The following is a 22,290-nucleotide window of genomic DNA, read 5'->3' as shown; positions in this document are numbered from 1 at the left end:
CGAAAGGTTTTCAAAAACGCCGTCCGGACTTTCCGCACGGCGTTTTTTTGTGTTTATCAGTTTTCCGCACTCCTTACTACCGCCCGCGGGATGTATGGGCCTATCCCGAGGTATGGGTTGGTCTGCCGGCCGAATTCATATCATAAGCATCAGTTAAGAAAAGCTCATCAGAGCCCTTAAAAAGTCGCAGATCCGAGATCCCGGTTTCGGTCTGTGCCGTCAGAACAACATCCCAGGAGAACACCTATGTCCCTGAAGCAAACGCTTACGGCAATCGCTTTGGCCGCAGCTTTTGCGGCATGCCTTCCCGCTCACGCGGCCATGCCCTCCGCTGCCAAAGGCCCCCACGCCAAAGTCCCCTGCAGCATGTGCCATGCCAACGGTCAGATGACCGCGCCCAAAAAGGAAACGTGCTTTCAGTGCCACCAGAGCTATGACGCCGTAGCCAAGAAGACGCAGAAGGTCAATCCCAACCCGCACTTCAATCACCGCGGCGAACAGGAATGCACCAACTGCCACAAGATGCACACGAAGTCGCGCGTGGAATGCAATGACTGCCACACGTTTAATAACCTCAAGATGAAGGGAGAGTGATGATGAGCACCAATGATCTGACCCGCCGCCGTTTCCTCGGTACCGCAGCCGCTGCTGCCGCGGGTGCTGCCGTTACGCTTCCTGCTCAGGCTGCTTCCGTTGCCAATCCCGCGCCCGCCAAATGGGACATTGAAACCGACGTCGTCGTTTTAGGCTGCGGCGGCGCAGGCCTCATGGCTGCCTGCCAGGCCTTTGACCGCGGCGCCAAGGTTGAGATTTTTGATAAGGGCATGAGCCCGTTTCACACGGCCACGAACCTCTGCGGCGGTCTTTTCACTGCTTACGGCTCCCGCATGCAGAAGGCCGATCCCAAAATCAAAGACAGCTGGAAGGCTTTTGCCGATGACATCATCGCCTACGGCGAACACATGAGCCTCAAAGAACCCGTCTACGCTTTCGCAAAGCACTCCGGCGAAGCCTTTGACTGGCTTGAAGACCATGGGCTCGCGAAACACCACCTCGAACCCTACGCAGGCCACACGCACGTGCGTGCTCACCGTCAGGATTCCTTTAAGGGACGTGACTACATTGAAGTGCTCACCAAGGAAATTGCGGCCCGTAAGCTCGTGATTCACCACGGCTGCGGCCTTACCCGCTTTTTCTTTGATCCGAAGACAAACCGCGTGTTGGGTGTTGAATGCGGCACGGGCGCCAAAAAAGTCACCTGCCGTGCGCGAAAGGGCGTGATTATGGCTACGGGCGGCATCACGGGCTCTGCGGAGTCGCTGGACCGCTGGGTGCCGAGCGTTGCAGGCAAGGGCGTTGTGATCGGGGGCCCCAGCAACACCGGTGAGGCCCTCATGGTTGCCGTGCGCGACGTGGGTGTGCCGCTTTCGCACATGCAGTACATTGCGTCTTACCCCTGCGGTATTGTTGTTAACGGCCGCAACGGCCCCTACTGCCGCTGGTGGTTTATCACCGGTCAGGGCGGCATTCTCGTGAACAAAAACGGCAAGCGCTTTGTCACCGAGCTTGAAGGCATCTGCCACGTAACGCCGAAATTGGCCGCGAACCCCGACGGCTGCCACTACGTTCTGACGGATCAGGCCGGGTGGGAACGCACGTTAAAGAAGATCAAGCTTTCGGCACTGGTGGGTTTGCCATCCTGGTCTGAAGAACGCGTGCTTGCCGAGTTTGCCAAGCAGGAAAACCTCTGGAAGTGCGATACGCTTGAAGAACTCTGCAAAGAAAGCGGCGTGAATCTTGCGGGACTCAAAGATCAGATCGCCGTCTGGAACAAGGCCGTTGACACGAAGGTTGACAACCAGTTCGGGCGCACCGATCAGAAGTACAAGATCGGCAAGGGCCCCTACTACATGATCCGCATGTTCCCGTGGAACAACCTCTCCTGCGGCGGCGTGCGTGTCACTGAGCACTTTGAGGTTCTGGGCTGGGATATGAAGCCCGTCGGAGGCCTCTACGCTGCGGGTGAAACGGTTGCCGGCGTGCACGGCGCGTTTTACTGCGGCGGCAACGCCTGCGGTTTTGCCCACACCTCGGGCTTTATGGCCGGGCGTTACATCACGGGCTATAAAGAAGCCTGATCGGGGCTTTAAGACACTGCGGGCCGTGGTTTAGGCCTGAGGTGTCGCTTAAGTTCAACAGTTGTCTCAAACGAAAAGGCGGCGGAGCGATCCATCGCCTTTTTTCGACCCTAAACAACCCGCGCTTGAAAGCGCGGGGTTTCCTGACACGGTGCAGGCTTTCCCGTAACAGCCAAGGTTTTTGAGGCCTTGTCTGCCCGGGCGTCCCATGCACCACAGGAACATTTAAAACGCAACCGCTCTACGGGTACGGAGACGCGTTTTGACATCAAACAAAAAAGCCTGCGCCGGATCCGTTTTACCGGTCCCTGCCACAGGCTTTTGCTGAGCCTTATAAAACTCAGGCTTGCTTTTCTTCAGCCTTTACCGTCTCTTTCTTGGCGGCTGTCTTTTTGGGAGCCGCTTCCTTTGCTGCCGTCTTACGAGCCGTTGTTTTGGCTTTGGCAGCGGTTTTCTTCGCTGCGGGCTTGGCGGCCGTTTTCGCAGCGGTCTTTGCTGCCGCGGCCGTAGCCTTTGCGGCGGTCTTTACCGTGCGGGTCTTACGGGCGGGTTTGCCTTCCGCCTTGACTTCAGCAGGCGCGGCCAGTTTCACGCTTTCCGGTTTAAAGCCAACCTGCTTTGACATCGCTTCAATCACCGCCTGCTGCTCCTCAACCACACGCTTTAACCGTGCGATTTCAGCCGCATAGGGATCGCGTTCGCCGGGCGTTACTGCATAAGCCGCAAACCCTTCGTGATTGAGTTTTTTCTGTGCGGCGCCTTCCGCAACCTTGCGGCCCGGCACACCCACGATGGTTTCGTTGGCGGCAACGGGTTTCACCACAACGGCGTTGGAGCCGATGCGGGCGTTGTCACCCACCTTAAAGCCCCCGAGAATCTGAGCACCGGCCCCGATCACGACGCCGTTACCGATCGTGGGATGGCGCTTTTCACCGCGCCCGAGGCTTGTTCCGCCCAGGGTCACGCCGTGATAAATCGTGCAGTCATCGCCCACCTCCGCGGTCTCCCCGATCACCACGCCCATACCGTGGTCGATAAAGACGCGGCGCCCGATTTTGGCAGCCGGATGAATTTCAACCCCCGTCAAAAACCGCGCAGCATGACTCACCCAGCGCGCAAACGTGGGCCAGCCCTGCAGATTGCACCAGTAGGCCCAGCGGTGCATGATGAGCGCATGAAACCCGGGGTAGCACAGAGCCACTTCCAGTTTGCTGTGCGCGGCGGGGTCCCGCTCAAAAATGGTTTTCAGATCTTCGCGGATGCGTTCAAACATGGGAAAACTGTCCTTTGTGTGCAGTCTTTGAGGCCAATAGTCTGATTGTAGAGCGAACTGCCTTACTTTTTCGCGTCCGTCATGCTCTTTTTCGCGTCTTTGGTGCCGATTCTGTCTTTTTTCGAGCGGATGACGGCCGCACAGATCCCGCGAAGAAGATCAACTTCGCGCTGCGTGAGACCGCTGCGCGCGAAAAGCCGGCGGCTCATCGCCATGAGGTTTTTGGGTTCATCGGGATTCAGTGCACCGCAGGCTGTCATCGCCTGCTGCCAGTGTCCGTAAAACCCTTCAATGGCTTTGACGCTTGCCGCAGGCTCCTTTTCAAAGCGCTCCTGCCAGGTGTAGAGCTCATGATCATGGTGCGAGTCCGACAAAAGCGCGAGATGCATTTCATAGGCCGTAATCTGCACGGCCTGCGAGAGGTTCAGACTCGGGCTTTCCGGGTTTGCGGCAATCGCCGAGCACGTCTGACACAGATCCATCTGCTCGTTAGTAAGGCCGCTTCGCTCCGTCCCGAACACAAACGCGATGCAGGGCTTGTCGTCCCTCTCAAGCCACGCGGCGGCCCTTGCCGCACTCGTTCTTAAGTCTTCAATCGGAGGCCCGAACTCGCGGCTGTAGCCCGACAAAGCAAAGGCCTGCGTGACGCCTTCCAGTGCGTCGAGAAGCGTTTCATGCGTGCGGGCGTTTTCAAGGACGTCCACGGAGCTCGTCGCAAACGCCACAGCTTCCGGATTCGTTCTGAAATCCGGATCCTTGGGGTTCACAACCCTGAGGTCGGTAAAGCCCATGGTTTTAACCGCCCGCGCGGCCGACCCGATGTTGCCCGGGTGGCTCGGTTCCACCAAAATAAAACGAACGCGCTCTGAGGCCTGAGGTACGTGATCCACAGCAATGTTCCCGCTTGAGAATAAAAAGGCACCGGGAACAGTCCCGATGCCCGCCGTGCGCTATTTTAACGGCCCGATTACCACCCGCGGACGTGATCAAGCGCCTCAGTGATGCGCCCTTCGCCGTTAACCAGAAGGAGCTTTTCGTAAGGCGCTACCGTCGGACAGGCATGGTTCGGAAGAATCCGCAGGCGGGTGCCGACCGGAAAATCCGAGGGCTTTAAGAGCGTGTCCGCCGGCAGCGTGATGATGCCGTGCTCCTGGTTGGTGCCCGTGAGCAAAATCCGCCCGCCGTCCAAAGGTTTACCGGCGATGTCACACACCAGGCCGTAACCGTAGTCGTGCTTTTGGCGCTGCGTGCCGCGGTCGCGGCTCATCGCGAGGAACCCCGCATCACAAATCACCTGGTGCTTTTCGTCCTGGTGCCCGATCACGGTTGTGACAACAGACCCTGCGATATCGTCAAGCGTACAAACCCCGAGGTTGGTCATAAAGAGATCAAAAAGCGCACAAACGCCCGCGCGGATTTCCGTGACGCCGGATTCGCTCTCACTGAACATCAACGTAGGAGAAGACCCCACGGAAACAATGCTGACTTCATACCCCGCATTTCTTAAGCGGTCGGCGGCCGTCACAATCCCTGTGCGTTCGCCTTCTGCAGCCGCTTTAATTGCGGCAAGCGTTTTACATCCATAGCTGTCTCCGGCGTGCGTTAAAACACCCGCGAGTGTTGCGCCGTCGGTGAGCGCCGCCGCTGTCTTTAAAAGCAGATCACTTTCGGGTTTAATCCCGGAGCGGTGGCCGTCCACATCGACTTCAAGAAGCACCGGAATTTCGGTCTTTTCCCTGCGGCAGAAATCTGATACTGCGACCGCTGCCGCCACATTATCGAGAATGATCTTGAGATCACACCCCGAGTCGCGGATCGCTTTGACTACGGAAAGCTTCTGCGGGGCAATACCCACCGCATAAAGAATGTCTTTGACGCCGTGAGAGGCAAAGTAGCGGGCTTCCGCAAGCGTTGAGACGGTTGCGGGGCCCTCGGGCGTCATCATCTGGCGCCGTGCGATACCGATTGACTTATGCGTTTTTAAGTGCGGACGGTAAGTGACGCCGAGCGCTGCGGCCCTCCCTTTGGCTCGCGCAATGTTGGCCGAGAGCTTCGCGTCATCAATGACAAAAGCCGGTGTCATCAGTTCCGGGCTCGTGAGCGTCAGCCCCACCGGATCCGCCGTTTCCATAACCGTCATCTTTTCGTCCTTTTCAAGAAATTTTTCTGCACCCCGTCCTAATTCCGTTTTTCGCTGATTTCACGCAAAAACTGGAAAAACAGGGGCGAATGCGCTTAGAATTATATCTAGAAATTTTTATATGAAAGTACCGATGTCTGAAAAAAATTCTCCCGTGCGAGCGCCGCTCCTCCCCTACACCGCTGTCGCCGATCTGATCGTGCAGCTGATGGGAAAAGGCTGTGAAGTGGTCCTGCATGACCTCGACACCCCGCAGCACTCCGTTGTCTATGTTGCAGGAGAGAACGTCACGGGCCGCAAACCCGGCCAGGGCTTCCGGCACTTGGTGAGCGAACTCATCCGCACCCCCAGAGAAACTCCCAACATCACCCCCAACTGGTTTTTCGAGCACGAGGGAAAACCGGTGCGAAGCACCACGCTTTTTATCCGCAACAGCCGGGGGGAACTCACGGGAGCGCTCTGCGTGAACCTTGACGTCACGGGGGCCGTGCGTGATTTTGAGCGTCTGGCGTCGCTCTTACCAGGCCTTGCCGGCATCAATCCGCTCTCAGAAAGCCCGGCCGCCCCCCTTACGGGCACCGCTTCCGTTACCGCTGAAACTGGCTCCGGCAACGCTGAAAGCGTCTTTACGTCGGTGTGCCGCCTCATTGACCGCATGACCGCGGCGGGCGCCAAAACCCGCGAAGAGCGCCTGCAGCTCATTGACTTCATGCAGGACAGAGGCGTTTTTCTTGTAAAGGGCGCCCTCGAATACGCCGCCGACAAACTCGGCATTTCCAAAGTCACCGTCTACAGTGACCTTGATGCTTTGAAGCGCCGCAAAACCGAACAACGAAACTAAACCGCATAAGAGGAAAATCCATGCAGATCGTCACACCGGACTTTAAAGGCAAAAACCCCGGTCACTACAGCGCAGGTGTTATCTCCAACGGCATGCTCTACGTCTCTGGACAGCTTTCGCTGGATCCCGACACCCGAGAACCCTGCACCGGAGACATCAGGGCGCACGCGCTTCTGGCGTTAAATAACGTCGACCGGGTCCTGAAAGCCGCAGGCGTCACCCGCAACCATGTCGTGCTCTGCCGCGTCTACACGCCGTCCTCGGAATACTGGGGCGCAATTAACGAGGTCTACGCCGAATTTTTCGGAGAACACAAGCCCGCACGCATTGTCGTTTCCACCACAAGCCTTCACTTCGGCTGCCTCGTTGAAATCGAAGCCATGGCTGAAATGCATTCCTAAATCACAGGGAGAAAGGACATGAACTACCGCTGCATACACTGCGGAGCACTCACCGACACCACGACACACGCGCCGTTTTGCACCTGCGGAGGCCTTTTTGAACTCGACTTCACGCCGCCCGACTGGGACGCGGCCAAAATCGACAAATCCGAATGGTCGATTTTCCGTTACCGCGCCTTTATGGCGGTGGACGGGGACAGCTGGAGAGACGTGACATTGGGCGAAGGCATGACGCCGACCGTTCAACTTGAGCCCGGGATGTACGTCAAGGTCGACTACATGATGCCCACGCTCTCCTTTAAGGACCGCGGTGCCGCAGCGCTCGTGGCGCATATGAAGGCGATCGGCGTCAAAACCTGCGTGCAGGACTCAAGCGGCAACGCCGGCAACTCCGTTGCGGCCTACTGCGCCCGCGCGGGGATCACCTGTGAAATTTACGTTCCCGAAGGCACAAGCCCCAAAAAGATCACGATGATTGAAGCGCACGGCGCCAAGGCCCACGTGATTCCGGGAACGCGCGACCACTGCGCTGACGTCTGCCGCGCTCGCGTCAAAGAGGACGGCGTCTACTACGCCAACCACGTCGCCAATCCCTATTTTTACGAAGGTACGAAAACCTACATCTACGAGATTTTCGAGCAGCTCGGCCGCATTCCCGACCACGTTGTCGTTCCCGTCGGTAACGGCACGCTCTTTATCGGAGCAGTGAAGGCTCTGGAACATCTCTATAACTCAGGTGCGATCAAGACCTTCCCGCAGATCGTGGCGCTTCAGAGCGAACTGTGTCAGCCCCTGAAATCCGCGGTTGACAAGGGGCTTGGCCACGCCGACACCACGGTAACCGTGAGCCCCACGATTGCCGAAGGAATCGCGATCGGCCAGCCCCTGCGCGACCGCGAGATTCTCGCGATGGTGAAAAAACACAACATTCACGTGATCACGGCGCCTGAAGACAAAATCCTTGAAGCGCGTGCCGCGATGGCCAAAAAGGGCTACTACATCGAGCACACCACTGCCGCAAACTTTGTTGCCTGGGACGCCTACAAGAAGGCCTTTAACCCCAAGGGCGACGTCGTCATTACGCTCTGCGGCGCCGGGATCAAGTCCGATCACTGACCGGCCGACGTTTTGCCGCACTGGTAAGCCTTTTTTCCTTTGCCGCCTTCGGGCGGCAAATTTTTTCTCAGACGAGGTCTGACGCGCGCGCATCAAGCCGTTACAATTAAAAGATATTTTGCTGTTACGTTGAGCACAGTCTTTTCCCGTTTACCAATCAACGCGGAAAAGCCCTGCGACACAACACCCCCGTTTCCGACATTCTTTGAGAGAAAATGGCCACTCCTCAGCTTCAGACAGCCATCAAGGCTGCTTTAAACGCCGGCAAGATCATCAGCCGGGAAAGTCTGCGCGTTGACACGCTCGAAGTGCACGAAAAGACACAGTTTGACTTCTTTAGCCGTGTGGACACCGACTGCCAGGAAGAAATCTGCCGCACCATCAGCCATTACTTCCCCAATGACGGCATCATCGCCGAGGAAGGTGACTTCAAGCAGCATTCCGACGCTGAGTCTGTCTGGTACATCGATCCCTTGGACGGCACCACGAATTTCCTGCACGGTTTTCCGCAGTACGCCGTCTCCATCGGCATGACCTACCGCGGCAAACTCGCCGTGGGCGTCGTGTACGACCCCACCCGCAACGAACTCTTTTACGCGGAAAAAAGCCAGGGCGCCTTTATGAACGACTCCCGCATCCGCGTCTCCGGCCGCAGTGAATTCAGTAAGAGCCTCATCGGCACGGGGTTCCCCTTCCGCCGCAACGACGACTACACGGGCTTTATGTCAAAGTTTGAGAAGGTCGCACGCGACGCCGCGGGGTTGCGCCGTGCGGGTTCGGCAGCGCTCGATCTCTGCTGGGTCGCAAGCGGTCGCTTGGACGCCTACTGGGAAGCCAACCTCAAAAGCTGGGACATCTGCGCCGGAGCCCTCATCGTTCTTGAAGCAGGCGGCCTCGTCACGGACCTTAAGGGCGGTGAGAACTTCCTCGCCGATGGCTGCATCTGCTGCGGAACGCCCAAGATCTTTGCGCCTTTGATTGCCAAGGTAGGTGACTTCGGTACACCCAAGGGTTAAGGCCAATTCAACAATTTTCCCGGAAAATGCCGCAGCAATTTTCACAAAACGCTGCGGCGTTTTTGCATGAATTCCGTCCCGATGCGGCAGATCCGGTCTTTCAGGGCCTTCTGCCGAACTTAAGAGTTGTTTACACCGATGACTGAAGCCACACGCCCTCAGGCTGAGACCGATTCCAAAGAGCCCTACAGCGAGCACACCCCCGCCATGCGGCAGTATCTGATTCTGAGGGACAAGCATCCGGGCGTGATGCTTCTCTACCGGATCGGTGACTTCTACGAAACGTTTTTTGACGATGCGGTGAAAATCAACCGCTTGATCGGCCTGACGCTCACAAAAAGGGGCACCTTTCAGGGCAAGCCCATTCCGATGGCCGGAATCCCCGCGGCAACGCTGGAGCAGTACCTCGCGCGCCTCGTGAAACTCGGCGTCTCGGTGGCAATCTGCGAGCAAATCGGCGACCCCAACGAACCCGGCAAAGCCACGATGGACCGCAAGATCGTGCGGATTGTCACGCCCGGGACGCTCACCGATAACGCGCTTTTGTCCGAAAAGTCTGATTCCGTACTGCTTGCGGTGGCAAGAATCGGCCGGTCGGCGACGGCTAACCTCGGACTTGTGTGGCTTACGCTCACCAACGGCCGCTTTTGCGCCGCAAGCATTGCGCCGCAGAATCTTGCGACGGAACTTGCGCGCATCACGCCCTCGGAAATTCTTGTGCCCGCAGAGCTCAGAGAAACCGTGCAGGGTGCGGCAGCAGAGACGGCCGTGAACGAAATGCCCGCCTGGTACTTTGACGCCGAGCGCGGCAGGGAACTTTTAAAGAAGCAGTTCGGGTTGAATAACCTCGAAGCCTGGGGCATTGAAAATGAGCCTGCCGTACTCTCAGCCTGCAACGCCCTTTTAAGTTACGTTGCCAACACCCAGTGCGAGAGCCTGCCCTACATTGCGCCGCTGGAACTGCAGAAGGAATCCAACTTCATCGTTTTGGATGCCGCAAGCCGCAGAAATCTCGAAATCACCGAGAGCCTCCGTAATGACAACGGTCCGACGCTTTTTTCCGTCATGGACAACTGTTTTTCGAGCATGGGAAGCCGTGCGTTAAAAAACTGGCTCACCACACCCTCGCGCGACACGACGACAGCGAAAAAGCGTCACGAGGCGGTAGCCGAACTCATGGTCAACCTCGATGCGCTCGAGCCTCTGAAGGGCCTGCTCTGCGCAATGCCCGACATTGAGCGGACCGCCGGGCGCATTGCGCTTAAAAGCATCCGCCCGAAGGAAGCCGCTGCTCTGAGAGACTATCTGCCGTCCCTGAAAACCCTCAAAGCCGTCGTTTCAGCGCTTCAGGCCCCGATTTTTGCCGAACTTGCCAGGGCGCTTGAGCTCGACGATGCGCTTTACGAAAAACTCAAGGCGATGCTTCTTGATGAGCCGGCAACATTCTTAAGGGAAGGCGACGTTATCCGCTCGGAAGCCGATCCGGAACTCACGCAGTTAAGAAGTATGAGGGATCATGCCGGAGACCTGCTTCTGGCGATGGAAGCGCGCGAAAAAGAGCGTACCGGCATCGCGACGCTTCGCATCGACTATAACCGCGTAAGCGGCTACTTCATCGAGGTCCCCAAGGGCCAGAGCGAAAATGTTCCCGCGGATTTCCGCAGGCGTCAGACGCTTAAAAACACCGAGCGCTACATCACGCCGGAATTAAAGCAGTACGAGGATCAGCGGATTTCCGCCAAAGAGCGGGCTTCTCAGATTGAGCGCGCGCTTTGGGATGAGCTTGTCACCTACATGCACGGCTGGGTGGAGGTGCTGCTTGCCGCTGCGCACGCAGCCGCCGCCTTAGACGTTCTTCTGGGGTTTGCCCGTCATGCGTTTGAGATGCGCTGGACACGACCTCAGTTGATGAGCGCTCCCGGGATTGACATCACCGGAGCGCGCCACCCGGTCGTTGAGAAGATGATTGACGGCTATATCCCGAACAACTGTTCACTCGTTCCGGGACGACGGCTTCTCATCATTACCGGCCCCAACATGGGCGGAAAATCCACCTACATGCGCTCTGTGGCACTCATTGTGCTTCTTGCGTACGCGGGAAGCTTTGTGCCCGCAGCCGCCAGCCAGATCGGACCGGTCGACAAGATCCTCACCCGAATCGGCGCCTCAGACGACCTCGCCCGCGGCCGGTCCACCTTTATGGTTGAGATGACCGAAGCCGCGTCGATTCTCATGCAGGCAACCGAAGAGTCCCTCGTTCTGATGGATGAAATCGGCCGCGGCACGTCAACCTTTGACGGCTTAAGTCTTGCGGGCGCGATTGCCGAAGAACTTGCCGAAGGCACCAGAAGCTGGACACTCTTTGCCACGCACTACTTTGAGCTCACGCAGCTCGCGCAAAAGTGCCGCGAGGCCGTCAACGTTCACGTCTCTGCGGAAAACACATCAAAAGGGATCGTCTTTCTGCACGACGTTAAAGACGGCCCGGCAAGCCAGAGTTACGGCATTGCGGTCGCCTCGCTTGCGGGCATCCCCGCGCGCGTCATCCGGCGCGCCAAAGCGCTTCTTAAAAAACTTGAAGAACGTGCCAAGGAAGACACGGGTCCGCAGCTTGACCTTTTTGCCGCAGCAACTGAGGGCGCAGACACCGAGGAAGACTTTACCGAAGAGATGCCCGCCGTCGACCCCGCCGTCACGGCGTTTGTGGATGAAGTCGCGGCAATCGACATCGACAGCCTCTCGCCGCGGGACGCGATGAACAAACTCTACGAACTCACGGAAAAAGCAAAGAGCCTCGGTTAATCAGAAGCGTCAAAAAACGGCTGAGTCCGAAAGGAACCAGCCGTTTTTTACCAACAGGCGCGGGACAAACTTACTTCGCGTCCCCGCCCTCGATATGCGGCCACGCAGCCGACATATAAACAAACATCGAGTAGACGGTGAGAACGGCGGCAACCCAGATAAGCACCGTCCCCACAAGGTAAATATCAATCCCGAAGAAGGGATCAAAGAAAAGGAGCATCGGAATCGCGGTCATCTGCGCGATGGTCTTGATCTTTCCGAACCAGTTGACCTTCACGGTCGCGGCCGCGCCGATCTTGGCCATCCATTCTCTTAAGGCCGTCACGGCAATTTCGCGCCCGACGATGATCAAAGCCACAATCATGTCAACGCGGTCAAAAGCAAGCAGCACAACAATCGCGGAACACACCACGAGCTTATCGGCAACCGAATCGAGAAACGCCCCCATCATCGTAGCCATGTTGTAGTTGCGGGCAATGTAGCCGTCCAGTGCGTCGGTGATCGCCGCAATGATGAACATGATGCAGGCGAGCACATTTTTCATGTGCGGACTCACCTGGGCGTCGGGGACATAAAACACGCCGACAATGAGCGGAATGAAAGCAATCCGGGCCCAGGTAAGGGCCATCGGAATATTAAAAGGCTTAGGTTGAACTGACACCGTCAACACCGTGAAGTTGTGCGTAAATCTTTTGCGCGAGCGCTCGCGAAATGCCGTCTATTTTAGCGATATCCTCCACGCTCGCATTACGTACACCTTTAAGGCCCCCAAAGTGCGTGAGGATTTTCTGCCGGCGCTTCACGCCGATCCCGTCGATGTCTTCAAGACGACTTGTCTGCCGGGTTTTGCTGCGCTTGGCGCGCATCCCGGTGATGGCAAAGCGGTGCGCTTCGTCGCGGATCATGGCAATGAGCATCAATGCCGGGCTTTCACTGCCCAAAACCAAGGGAGGACGGCCGTCGGCAAAGATGAGCGTCTCAAGCCCCGTCTTTCGGCCTTCGCCTTTGGCCACACCCACGATCACGGAAATGGGAAGCCCGAGCTCAGTGAAGACGTCCTTGGCCATATGCACCTGACCGCGGCCGCCGTCAACAAGCACCACAGTGGGAAGCGGCGCCTCGCCTCTGGCTGCCGGGAGATACCTTCGCGTTAACACCTGCTTCATCGCGGCGTAGTCGTCCCCGGGCGTAATCCCGGTGATGTTAAAGCGCCGGTAGCGGCTGCCGTCCATCGCAAGTCCCCGGAAAACGACGCAGGAGGCCTGCGTTGCTTCACCGGCGGTGTGCGAAATATCAAAGCACTCAATCTGAAGGTTGGCGCGCTGCTCTTCGTCAAGCGTAAGTCCGAGTGCCTCAATCATCGCGGCCACCCTCTTTTTCTCGCCGCCGGCTTCGGCCATGTGCCGCTCAAGCGCAATCTTTGCGTTTTGCTGCGCCATCTCAAGCCAGCGGCGCCGCACGGACTGCGGCTCATGCACAAACTGAATGCGCCGGCCTGCAAGTTCCGTCAGCGTCTCCTGCAGCGCCCTCGGGTCCACTGCATCTGAACTGATCACGGTCTCAGGAACCTGACCTCCGGCGTAGTGCTGTGCAACAAAGGCTTCGAGAACGTCTGGGGCTGCCAATTCCTTACCTGTTCCGCGTGAGATCTCGGGGTAAACGGCGTGATCCCCCAAATGCCGGCCGCCGCGAACCATGGCAAGGTTTACGCAGGCTTCGCCTTGCGTCACCGCCACCGCAATGATGTCGGCGTCAGTGTCCGCGCCCGTTGTTTCCACAGCCTGCTGATGCATCACGTCGTTAAGTGCCGCGATGCGGTCGCGGATCACAGCCGCTTCCTCGTAGCGCAGCCTATCGCTTGCGGCCATCATGCGGTCACGAAGTCCCTGCATGACGTCATCGGTCTCGCCCTTTAAGAAGCGGCAGGCGTTTTCGACGTCACCTTTGTATTCTTCAGGCGTGATTTCGCCCGTACAGGGGCAGGAGCACCGGTCCATCTGACCCATGAGGCACGGACGCGACCGGTTTTTAAAGACATTGTTTTCGCAGACTCTCAGACGAAAGACTTTTTGCAGCACGCCGATTGCTTCCCGCACGGCGCCGGAATTGGGGTACGGCCCGAAAAAGCGGCTTTTGCGGTCCACGCTCCCGCGGTAGTAACTCACCCGCGGGAAGGTGTCTGCGGAAATTCTCAGATACGGATAACTCTTGTCGTCCCGAAAGAGAATGTTGTACTTGGGATTGAGGGTTTTGATGAGGTTGTTTTCCAGCAGAAACGCTTCGGCTTCGCTTCGCACAACGGTTGTCTCAAAGGCTGCTATCTGCTGCACCATGATGGCGATGCGCGGGCTGAGGTCATTTTTCTGAAAGTACGAGGAGACGCGGCGCTTTAAGTCGCGGGCCTTGCCGACATAAAGGCAGTTGCCGTCCTTATCAAAATAACGGTAGACGCCGGGCAGCCCCGGCAGTCCCGCCAACTGTTCCTTATAGTCGTTTATGCTGATCTGCTGCATAATCCCGCACCAAAAATCCCAACTGCCGCTTTGGTCAACCAAACCATGGAAAACCTGACACAAAACCCTGTTACCGCCGGCATCTGGTGCCGCGTCATCGACAATTTCGGCGATGCGGGCGTAGCCTGGCGGCTTGCGCGCAGTTTAAAGCGTGAATACGGCTGGTGCGTGACGCTCATTATTGATAAGCCCGAGACGCTCGCGGCTTTTGTACCCGAGGTCGATGCCGCGGGCGACGCGTGTACGGCCCTCGGTATCCGCGTCATGCGCTGGAATACGGCTGCGGAACGCTTCTTTTCGAAGGCCACGAACCTCCCCGACGTCACGGTGGAAGCCTTCAGCTGCAGGCTGCCTGACGGCGTGGAAGAAGCGCTTTCGCATCGCTTTGACATGAAGCCCACGGCGGTCTTTGCCCTGGACTATCTCACAGCGGAAACCTACGCCGAGGAGTCCAACGGCCTTGTGAGCCGCCACCCCCGTTTCGGTTATCCGAAGACCTTTGTTTTTCCGGGATTTACCGAAAAAACAGGCGGCATCGTGCGCGAAGCCGACATCAGTGAGGCCCGAAAGGCTTTTGAGGCCGCAGGCGGCAAGACGGCGTTTCTTGAATCGTCCGGAGCCGATCCCGCCGCGCCCTTCACGCTCTTTTTCTTTACCTACCCCACAGAGGCTGTTGACGCACTTGCCGGGGCCTTTGCTTCCGACAAGCGCCCCTTACAGATACTTCTTGCGCCGGGGGCTGCGTCCGAAAAGCTCGCCGCTGCCGGAAATCCGGCGCACGTGACCACTGTGCGCCTGCCTTTGCTCCCGCAGTGCGAATTTGATAAGCCGCTTTTGGCGTGCGACTGCGCTCTCGTAAGAGGCGAAGATTCCACCGTGCGTGTGCAGCTTGCGGGCACCCCTCTTTTATGGATGCTCTACCCGCAGACAGAAGACACGCACCTTGTGAAACTTGCGGCCTTCACGAAGCTCTACACCCGGGGCATGGCGGAGGACGACGCCCGGATCTGGTCCGGCCTTGAAGCGGGCTTAAACGGGAGGATTCTCACGCCCGCGGCCTGGAGCGCATACCGGGACCGTTTTCCGGCGATGCAGAAGGCCGCACAGGCCTGGCGCACGTACCTTTCATGCCTCACCACAGCGCCCGAGTATATTGCGCAAAAGGCACTGAAACAGATAAAATGCTGAGTTAACGAAAAATTTTTGCCTCGGTCGGGCCGCTTCACGCGGATGCCGTTACACGTGCCCCGACTGCCGATTCAATCCAGTCCAATTCAAGGAAAGACTCAAAATGAAAACCGCGCAGGAACTGCGTGCCGGCAATGTGTTCATGGTCGGCAAGGATCCCATGGTTGTGCTCAAGGCCGAATATTCCAAGGGCGGCCGCGGAGCTTCCACCGTCAAGATGAAGATGAAGAACCTGTTGAACAGCGCCGTGACGGAAACCGTCTACCGTGCTGACGACAAGTTCGAAGACATCATCCTCGAACGCAAGCCCGTCACCTACTCCTACTTTGCTGATCCGCACTATGTCTGGATGGACGAAGAGTACAACCAGTACGAAGTCGACGCCGACACGATGGAAGAAGCCAAGAAGTACCTCGAAGACGGTCTCACCGCTGAAGCCGTGTTCTACGAAGGCCGCGTGATCGGTATCGAACTCCCGACGATGGTTGTGCGTGAAGTGGTTTACACCGAACCCGCCGTTAAGGGTGATACCTCCGGTAAGGTCATGAAGCCCGCCAAGCTCGCCACGGGTTATGTGCTCGATGTTCCGGCGTTCGTGAACACCGGCGACAAGATCGAAATCGATACCCGCACGGGCGAATACCGCAGCCGCATCAAGTAATCCGGCGTAACGGCATTCCCATGCCTGAGGCCTTGAGGCTTCAGGCATCAAAAAAGCCCTGCACGAAGTGCTTTCTTCTGAAGAAAACAGCTCGTGCAGGGCTTTTTGCTGCGCTTTGTTTTTCTCAGAGTTTCGTGAGATTGGCAAACGCAAGCAGCAGTTCCTTCGTGCCGTAGGCGGGATTGGTGAACTTAATCTGCGCACGGGTCTGATCGCGTTTGGCGACGTTGGCCATCGAAACGATCACACCGTCACCGAACTTGGTGTGATGCACCTTGTCTCCCACGGAGAGGCCCCACTCGTTGGAAGTGCTTTCCTTGCGGGCGGCAATTGAGGCGTCCGAAGAGAACCCGGCGCCCGAGGCGCGGCTTGCCGCGAGGTAGTCGCTCGCGCGGCCGAGTTTTCCGCCCTGCCAGCCCGAGCTTCGCTCCGTCTTCTGACCGTAACCCGAAGAGCGGGCGCCGTAACTGTTGTCGCGGCCTGCGTAACCGCTGCGGGAATAGCCGTTGTTGCCGTAGCCGCGGCTGTAGCCGCCGTTACCGTAACTGCCGTAACGGCTGCCGCCGTAGCCTCCGCGATAGTCCCCCGCGTCATCGTCCTTTTTCGGGGCTTTGAGTTCCCGGACGTGTTCTTCGGGAATCTCATCAATAAACTGCGAGCGGTCCTGATACTTGATGTCGCCGTAGAGCATGCGCTGCGCGCACCAGCTGATCCTCAAGCGCTTCTGCGCACGGGTCATCGCGACGTACATCAGCCGCCGCTCCTCGCTGATTGCCTTGTCTTCTTCGGCTTCGTCCCTGGCGTGGTGCGGGAAAAGGCCGTCCTCAAGGCCGCAGAGCCAGACGTTCGGAAACTCCAGGCCTTTGGATGCATGCACCGTCATCATCTGAACGGAGTCGCTCACACCCTCTTCGTTTTTATCATCGGCTTCCAGCGCTGCCTGCGCCAAAAATCCGTCCAGGGGCGTCATGCCGTTGTCAATCCCCGCTTCAAAGGCAGGCTGCTCCTCGTCAATGCCGTTTTCGCGGCAAAAACCGGTGGCAGCGTTCACCATTTCGCCCATGTTCTCAAGCCGGATATCGTGGTCGGGCTTTGATTCGTAATAGGTCTTAAGGCCCGACATTTCCATGACTCTCGCGATCACTTCCGGTAAGGGCAGCCCCTCGCAGGCTTCCTTCATATCGGCAACAAGCTTCATAAAGCCTGCGGCACGCTTCACGGTCGCCGTGTCCTTCGGCTGCCAGTCGTGCATTGCTTCCCAAAGCGTGACGCCGCGCTCGTTGGCGTGCGCCGTAATGCGCTCAATCGTCGTTGCACCGATCCCGCGCGGCGGCTGATTGATGACACGCAGAACGGACGTGTCTTCGGGGTTACTTAAAAGCCGCAGGTAAGCGGTGACGTCCTTGACTTCCTGACGGTCAAAAAAGCGCAGGCCCCCGTAGATGCGGTAGGGAATGGAGTTGGCGGTGAAATACTGTTCGATGATGCGGGACTGGGCGTTGTTGCGGTAAAGGACCGCGCAGTCACGCCAGGGAGTGCCCGAGCGGTGCAGCGTGAGAATGTCCTGCGTGAGGCTTCTGGCTTCCTCACGGTCATCGTCAGCGCCGTAAATGCCGATCAGTTCCCCTTTGCCGGCCTCAGTCCAGAGGTTTTTGCCCATGCGCTGGGCGTTGTTGGCAATGACGGCGTTGGCGGCATCGAGAATGTGCGAGGTCGAGCGGTAGTTCTGCTCGAGCTTCACAAGGTGCTTAACGTGGTAGTCGTTTACAAAGTCGGCCATATTGCCCACGCGCGCACCGCGGAAGGCGTAAATCGACTGATCATCGTCGCCCACGCAAAAAAGCGAATTTGTGGTGCTCGCGGGCGACACAATCGCCTTAATCCAGCGAAACTGCAGGGCATTGGTGTCCTGAAACTCATCGACGAGCACAAAGCGGAAGCGGTCGGCGTAGTGCTCGCGCAAAACGGCGTTGCACTCCAGAAGCTCCGTACTTCTTAAAAGAAGTTCGGCAAAATCCACAAGCCCCTCTTTCTGGCAGCGGTTCTCGTAGAGGCGGTAAAAGCCCTGACCTCCCAAGGGTTCTTCTTCGGCGGCAACGTCCTTGGCACGCAGCCCCGCTTCCTTAAAGCGGTTGATGCGGGCCTGCCAGCTCTTGGCATCGTTTGTTTCCGTATCAACGCCCTGCTCCTTCATGAGGCGCTTCACAAGCGACAACTGATCCGAGGAATCAATGATCTGAAAGGTTGAGGGCAGCCCCGCGTCTTCGCAGTGAAGCCGCAGAAGCTTGTGCGCAATCCCGTGAAAGGTCCCCACCCACATGCTGCGCATGTCGGCGTTGACCATCCCTTCCAGACGGTCGCGCATTTCGCGCGCGGCTTTATTGGTAAACGTGACCGCGAGAATCTGCGCTGGGCGCGCCATCCCTTTGGCGATAATCCAGGCCATGCGCGTTGTGAGAACCCGCGTTTTTCCGGACCCCGCCCCCGCCAGAATGAGCGCGTGCTCAGCAGGCAGTTCCACCGCGGAGCGCTGCATGGGATTGAGGCTGTTGACGAGGTCAAGAAGATTCTGCATGGTCGTAGGAAAAAAGCCGGCAAAGAAGATGAATTTTTGAGTCGGGCATTCTAACGGGTTACGCAGCGCCCTACCCGCTTAGTCCTAAGTCCGGAAGTTTCGGTTGGGCTATGCTCAAGCACTCCCGGATCCGGAAGGTTCTTTTGCTAGCCCTGAGACGCCCCCGATGGGGGTGTTGCCACCCCGCTCGGGCATAATCCCAGGCGCAAAAGATTCGCGGTGCAGTGCTTGTCCGTGGAGTTGAGCCTGACGGCTTTCACAGAATTTCCCGCAGGAAACCCGGGGCTTGAGCCCCGGGAGGAATGCGGGAAATTCTGTGAAGCTCATCACAGACAAAACCCGTGCCGTGACCGGCGTACTCGTCAAAGGCAAACACTCAGGGCTTTATCAGATCAATGCCAAGGCCGTTGTGCTCGCAACGGGCGGCATCGGCGCTAATGCCAAACGCGTACAGAGTCTGCGCCCCGACATCAGTGCCGACGTGAAAACATCAAAACAGCCCGGCAGTCAGGGTGACGGCATGGTGCTTGCGCAGAAAATCGGCGCTTCGGTGACCGATGCCAAGGAAATCCAGCTTAACCCGACGCTGCTGGTGGGCTCTCCCGTGATTGTCTCCGAAACAGTGCGCGGCGCTCGCGCCGTGTTCGTCAATAAGGAAGGCAAGCGCTTTATCAGCGAACTCACGACGCGCGACGTCACAAGTGCTGCGGTGAGCAAACAGACGGGCGGCGTTGCCTATGAGATTTTCGATCAGAAAGTCAGAGACAAGGTCAAGCAGACGGGCGCGGCCTTTGAGCTCGGTCTTGCCAAGGAAGGCAACACGATCCGCGAACTTGCCGCGGCAGCCGGTATTGATCCGGACAACCTCGAAAAAACAATGACCGACTACAACCGTTATGCTGAAAACGGCAAAGATCCGGAATTTCATCGTCCGGACGGCTTCCCGAAAGTGGACAAGCCCAAGTACTACGCCATTGAAATCACGCCGGCGATCCACTATTACATGGGCGGTTTAACGATTGACGGCAAAACCCGCGTCATCAACACGAAGGGGCAGCCGATCAAAGGACTCTTTGCCGCCGGTGAAGTGACGGGCGGCGTGCACGGCAAGAACCGTTTGGGCGGCAACTCCATCTCCGAAACCATCACGTTCGGGCGGATTGCCGGTACGGAAGCCGTTAAGGCCGTAAAACAGTAATCCTCTCCTTTGGGATCAAGAGCCGCTACAGTCGCTGGCTGCGGCGGTTTTTGAGCATCCGGAAAACTTTCTTCTCCTCGCATTGTCCCTGCTTTAATTACGGTGCCGCAGCGCACTTTTCACTGGCTACTGCCTTTGCACACCACTTCCGGACAGTGGAAACAGGAACACGGGTTAATTCGCTGATCTTGCGCCAGGAGACCCCCTCTGCGCGCATTTTCAGAACCTTCTCACGCAGCTCGTCGGAATAACGCAGCTGGTTGTCTGCAATCTGAACCCTGAAGCGCCCCTTGCAGTACTCACGCTGCCAGTCCCGGACAGTGTTTTCCGAAAGTTCCAGAATCGACGCCACCTTGGTGTAGCCGTAGCCGTGCTCAAAAAGGTCACGGGCCCAGCGGCGCTTCTTTTCTGAGGCATAAAACGCGGGCTTCTGACGAGCCGGCACGCTTTGCCCTGCACCATCACTGAGTGTCATGTTCATTTGTTTCGCCGAAAACGCTACTGGTAAAAAAGACCCCGCTTCCTCTTTGAGGGAACGGGGCTTGAAAGTTGCCTGACATGGAGTTTTGATGCCGTTTTCTCCCGTCTTTTAAAGGAGAAACGACAGGTAACCGGCTCAAGCAAAACCGGGAGCTCCCTCTGAAGCGTTCGTCTAAACCCCTCTGAGAAAGATTCTTCGGGCATATGTGTGGGTAGTTCGTCCCCCGATTTTGGTCAACGAGAGCCTGTTAACAAATACGGAGAGAGCCCCCGGTAATCGCGTAGCGAAATACCGAGCACGGCCGCAGGCCGCGCGCAGGTATGCAGCGTAGCGAGTACCGGGGGCTCTCTCCGTAACGGCCGCCGAATAGGCAGGGCGAGCAGCACGACTGCCGGCCTTTCTTCAGATTTCATTAACAAAAAAGCCATTCACAGTCTTTAAAGTTGTGGCTGTCGACACTCACAAAATAAGGACCGGAATGGCTCGGGACACCACTTTATTCAAGCATCTTCTCAATGTCAAAGGCACCGTCATCGAGGACATTGAATTCTTTCACGAAACTGACGGTACAAAATCTGCAGTGGTCCAGGTTCACGCCACCCGGGGATACCGTTGCCGGTGCCCGCACTGCAACAGGAAGAGCCCCAGGTACGACTCTGCTCGAAACGATCAGGTTCGCCTTTGGCGCGCTGGTGATTTAAACGGCATTCGTGTCTATCTGCAGGCTGAGAGCTACCGTATTTGCTGCCCCAAACACGGCGTCGTAACCGCCGCCGTGCCGTGGGCCTTCCATGGCTCGCGCTTCACCAAAGACTTTGATCTGACGGTGGCCTGGCTGGCCCGCAGTCTGCCCCGCAGCATCGTATGTAAGTTCATGCGCATCGACTGGAAAACAGTAGGTCGCTGCGTTGAAAGGACCAAAGACTTTCTAGAACCTGACAGCTCGGCGCGCTTCGATAATCTGAGAGCCATCGGCATTGATGAAACCAGCTACCGTAAGGGACACAGCTACATCACCGTTATCGTCAATCACGACACCAATACCGTTGTCTGGGTGTCCAAAGGTCACGGCAAAGCAGTCCTCTCAGAGTTCTTTAAGTTGCTGACCCCGGAGCAACGCGCCGGCATCAAAATTATCACCGGCGATGGTGCCCGCTGGATCGATGATTGCATCCGGGAGTTTGTCCCTCATTGCCAGCGTTGCGTGGATCATTTCCATGTCGTTCAGTGGGCTAACGAAGCTGTCGATACTGTCCGCAAAAAGGAGTGGCGCGAGGCAGCCAAGGAGGTCAGGCAAATCAGCAAGCAACTCAAAAAGAAACGCGGCAGGCCGAAGGCTGACGATAAAACAAGGGAAGAGTTCAATCAGGCCAAACAGACCGCAGATGAAATCAAATCTGCACTGTATGCCCTCGGCAAGGCCCCTGAGAACCTGACGGAAAACCAGAGGCATAAAGTGGAGCTGATTGCACGGACAAGCAAAGTACTGTTCCGCTGTTACACCAGCAAGGAGGCCCTGCGTTTAATCCTGAAAATGACTGATCCGCAACAGGCTTCCCAGGAGCTCAAAAGTTGGTATTACAGGGCAAGGCACAGCCGTATTGATGAGCTTAAAAATTTGGCCGCCAAGATACGCCGCCACGAACAAAACATACTCAACAGCATCACGCTAAAAATGAGCAATGCACGCGTCGAAGCCGTCAACAACAATATCAAGCTGATTATTCGGAAAGCCTACGGGTTTCGTAATGTTGAAAATCTCAAGGCAATGGTGCTTTTATGCTGCTCAAATTTGGTGATCCCTTTGCCAAACCATGCTGTCTCCGGAAAGCCCGCTAAACAACAGCCTTCCAGTGTAGTTGCTTGATTTTTTTACCCACAACTATGCACGAAGAGCCTTTTCTAAGAACGGAAACGGCGCGGTTTTACTCGCGCCGTCTTCGATAA

17 protein-coding genes and 1 pseudogene are annotated in these 22,290 nt (G+C 57.2%); 11 read left to right on the top strand and 7 right to left on the bottom strand.

What is annotated here, in order from left to right; genetic code table 11:
* Positions 1-246 precede the first annotated feature (246 nt).
* Both BQ7486_RS09900 and BQ7486_RS09895 read left to right on the top strand, forming a co-directional pair.
* Positions 247-594, top strand: coding sequence for a cytochrome c3 family protein (locus BQ7486_RS09900; protein WP_022372592.1), 348 nt, complete (start codon positions 247-249; stop codon positions 592-594).
* Positions 594-2,138, top strand: a complete 1,545-nt coding sequence (locus tag BQ7486_RS09895) for an FAD-dependent oxidoreductase (protein WP_235836786.1) — start codon at positions 594-596, stop codon at positions 2,136-2,138. The genes BQ7486_RS09900 and BQ7486_RS09895 overlap by 1 nt, the downstream gene beginning before the upstream one ends.
* 622 nt (positions 2,139-2,760) lie before the next feature.
* Here BQ7486_RS09895 and cysE read toward each other — a convergent pair.
* The 3 genes and pseudogenes from cysE to BQ7486_RS09880 all read right to left on the bottom strand — a co-directional run.
* Positions 2,761-3,411: pseudogene (gene cysE / locus BQ7486_RS12135) on the bottom strand (serine O-acetyltransferase); the annotation flags it as partial.
* A gap of 62 nt (positions 3,412-3,473) precedes the next feature.
* The gene (locus tag BQ7486_RS09885) at positions 3,474-4,301 is read right to left on the bottom strand and encodes an RNA methyltransferase (protein ID WP_022372589.1); all 828 of its coding nucleotides are present in this window, start codon (positions 4,299-4,301) and stop codon (positions 3,474-3,476) included.
* Positions 4,302-4,378: 77 nt separating this feature from the next.
* On the bottom strand, positions 4,379-5,551 hold the full coding sequence (locus BQ7486_RS09880) for an alanine racemase (RefSeq protein WP_074009893.1): 1,173 nt from the start codon (positions 5,549-5,551) through the stop codon (positions 4,379-4,381).
* 133 nt (positions 5,552-5,684) lie between these two features.
* On the opposite strand from BQ7486_RS09880, the gene BQ7486_RS09875 reads away from it, so the two are divergent.
* The 5 genes from BQ7486_RS09875 (at position 5,685) to mutS (ending at position 11,727) form a co-directional block, all read left to right on the top strand.
* Complete coding sequence (locus tag BQ7486_RS09875; protein ID WP_074009892.1) at positions 5,685-6,392, top strand: helix-turn-helix transcriptional regulator; 708 nt, start codon at positions 5,685-5,687, stop codon at positions 6,390-6,392.
* Between the two features lie 20 nt (positions 6,393-6,412).
* Positions 6,413-6,793, top strand: a complete 381-nt coding sequence (locus BQ7486_RS09870) for a RidA family protein (protein ID WP_074009891.1) — start codon at positions 6,413-6,415, stop codon at positions 6,791-6,793.
* Between the two features lie 18 nt (positions 6,794-6,811).
* Positions 6,812-7,909 (top strand): threonine synthase, encoded by a 1,098-nt coding sequence (locus tag BQ7486_RS09865; RefSeq protein ID WP_074009890.1) that lies wholly within the window; start codon positions 6,812-6,814, stop codon positions 7,907-7,909.
* 215 nt (positions 7,910-8,124) lie between these two features.
* Positions 8,125-8,925: an inositol monophosphatase family protein gene (locus tag BQ7486_RS09860; RefSeq protein ID WP_022372583.1), complete on the top strand. Its 801-nt coding sequence runs from the start codon at positions 8,125-8,127 to the stop codon at positions 8,923-8,925.
* A gap of 138 nt (positions 8,926-9,063) precedes the next feature.
* The gene (gene mutS / locus BQ7486_RS09855; RefSeq protein WP_074009889.1) at positions 9,064-11,727 is read left to right on the top strand and encodes a DNA mismatch repair protein MutS; all 2,664 of its coding nucleotides are present in this window, start codon (positions 9,064-9,066) and stop codon (positions 11,725-11,727) included.
* 70 nt (positions 11,728-11,797) lie between these two features.
* On the opposite strand, the gene pgsA is transcribed toward mutS, so the two are convergent.
* Entirely contained in the window at positions 11,798-12,355 is a 558-nt protein-coding gene (pgsA, locus tag BQ7486_RS09850; RefSeq protein ID WP_074009888.1) for a CDP-diacylglycerol--glycerol-3-phosphate 3-phosphatidyltransferase, read from the bottom strand.
* A gap of 16 nt (positions 12,356-12,371) precedes the next feature.
* Entirely contained in the window at positions 12,372-14,240 is a 1,869-nt protein-coding gene (uvrC, locus tag BQ7486_RS09845) for an excinuclease ABC subunit UvrC (protein ID WP_074009887.1), read from the bottom strand.
* A gap of 45 nt (positions 14,241-14,285) precedes the next feature.
* Here uvrC and earP point away from each other — a divergent pair, with 45 nt between their 5' ends.
* Together earP and efp are read left to right on the top strand one after the other, a co-directional pair.
* The gene (earP, locus tag BQ7486_RS09840) at positions 14,286-15,428 is read left to right on the top strand and encodes an elongation factor P maturation arginine rhamnosyltransferase EarP (RefSeq protein WP_074009886.1); all 1,143 of its coding nucleotides are present in this window, start codon (positions 14,286-14,288) and stop codon (positions 15,426-15,428) included.
* A gap of 103 nt (positions 15,429-15,531) precedes the next feature.
* Positions 15,532-16,089, top strand: a complete 558-nt coding sequence (efp, locus tag BQ7486_RS09835; protein ID WP_022372575.1) for an elongation factor P — start codon at positions 15,532-15,534, stop codon at positions 16,087-16,089.
* Between the two features lie 124 nt (positions 16,090-16,213).
* On the opposite strand, the gene BQ7486_RS09830 is transcribed toward efp, so the two are convergent.
* Positions 16,214-18,664 (bottom strand): ATP-dependent helicase, encoded by a 2,451-nt coding sequence (locus BQ7486_RS09830; RefSeq protein WP_074009885.1) that lies wholly within the window; start codon positions 18,662-18,664, stop codon positions 16,214-16,216.
* A 316-nt stretch (positions 18,665-18,980) separates the two neighbouring features.
* On the opposite strand from BQ7486_RS09830, the gene BQ7486_RS09825 reads away from it, so the two are divergent.
* Positions 18,981-19,862: an FAD-dependent oxidoreductase gene (locus tag BQ7486_RS09825; RefSeq protein ID WP_235836785.1), complete on the top strand. Its 882-nt coding sequence runs from the start codon at positions 18,981-18,983 to the stop codon at positions 19,860-19,862.
* A 97-nt stretch (positions 19,863-19,959) separates the two neighbouring features.
* Here the strand turns inward: BQ7486_RS09825 and BQ7486_RS09820 are convergent, their stop codons facing one another.
* Complete coding sequence (locus BQ7486_RS09820) at positions 19,960-20,343, bottom strand: helix-turn-helix domain-containing protein (protein WP_074009884.1); 384 nt, start codon at positions 20,341-20,343, stop codon at positions 19,960-19,962.
* A 478-nt stretch (positions 20,344-20,821) separates the two neighbouring features.
* Here BQ7486_RS09820 and BQ7486_RS09815 point away from each other — a divergent pair, with 478 nt between their 5' ends.
* Positions 20,822-22,210, top strand: a complete 1,389-nt coding sequence (locus BQ7486_RS09815; protein WP_074010126.1) for an ISL3 family transposase — start codon at positions 20,822-20,824, stop codon at positions 22,208-22,210.
* Positions 22,211-22,290 lie beyond the last annotated feature (80 nt).

It is taken from the genome of Duodenibacillus massiliensis, from assembly GCF_900128485.1.
GTDB lineage: Bacteria > Pseudomonadota > Gammaproteobacteria > Burkholderiales > Burkholderiaceae_F > Duodenibacillus > Duodenibacillus massiliensis.
The sequence above is the reverse complement of the archived record's forward strand: the minus strand, read 5'-3'. Positions and strand labels throughout refer to the sequence as shown.

Excerpts from the sequence above, each read along its gene's own strand:
- BQ7486_RS09870 (WP_074009891.1), top strand. The coding sequence starts at position 6,413 with ATGCAGATCGTCACACCGGACTTTAAAGGCAAAAACCCCGGTCACTAC.
- BQ7486_RS09860 (WP_022372583.1), top strand. The coding sequence starts at position 8,125 with ATGGCCACTCCTCAGCTTCAGACAGCCATCAAGGCTGCTTTAAACGCC.
- mutS (WP_074009889.1), top strand. The coding sequence starts at position 9,064 with ATGACTGAAGCCACACGCCCTCAGGCTGAGACCGATTCCAAAGAGCCC.
- efp (WP_022372575.1), top strand. The coding sequence starts at position 15,532 with ATGAAAACCGCGCAGGAACTGCGTGCCGGCAATGTGTTCATGGTCGGC.
- BQ7486_RS09820 (WP_074009884.1), bottom strand. The coding sequence starts at position 20,343 with ATGAACATGACACTCAGTGATGGTGCAGGGCAAAGCGTGCCGGCTCGT.
- uvrC (WP_074009887.1), bottom strand. The coding sequence starts at position 14,240 with ATGCAGCAGATCAGCATAAACGACTATAAGGAACAGTTGGCGGGACTG.
- BQ7486_RS09865 (WP_074009890.1), top strand. The coding sequence starts at position 6,812 with ATGAACTACCGCTGCATACACTGCGGAGCACTCACCGACACCACGACA.
- earP (WP_074009886.1), top strand. The coding sequence starts at position 14,286 with ATGGAAAACCTGACACAAAACCCTGTTACCGCCGGCATCTGGTGCCGC.
- BQ7486_RS09875 (WP_074009892.1), top strand. The coding sequence starts at position 5,685 with ATGTCTGAAAAAAATTCTCCCGTGCGAGCGCCGCTCCTCCCCTACACC.
- BQ7486_RS09830 (WP_074009885.1), bottom strand. The coding sequence starts at position 18,664 with ATGCAGAATCTTCTTGACCTCGTCAACAGCCTCAATCCCATGCAGCGC.
- BQ7486_RS09900 (WP_022372592.1), top strand. The coding sequence starts at position 247 with ATGTCCCTGAAGCAAACGCTTACGGCAATCGCTTTGGCCGCAGCTTTT.
- pgsA (WP_074009888.1), bottom strand. The coding sequence starts at position 12,355 with ATGGCCCTTACCTGGGCCCGGATTGCTTTCATTCCGCTCATTGTCGGC.
- BQ7486_RS09815 (WP_074010126.1), top strand. The coding sequence starts at position 20,822 with ATGGCTCGGGACACCACTTTATTCAAGCATCTTCTCAATGTCAAAGGC.
- BQ7486_RS09880 (WP_074009893.1), bottom strand. The coding sequence starts at position 5,551 with ATGACGGTTATGGAAACGGCGGATCCGGTGGGGCTGACGCTCACGAGC.
- BQ7486_RS09895 (WP_235836786.1), top strand. The coding sequence starts at position 594 with ATGATGAGCACCAATGATCTGACCCGCCGCCGTTTCCTCGGTACCGCA.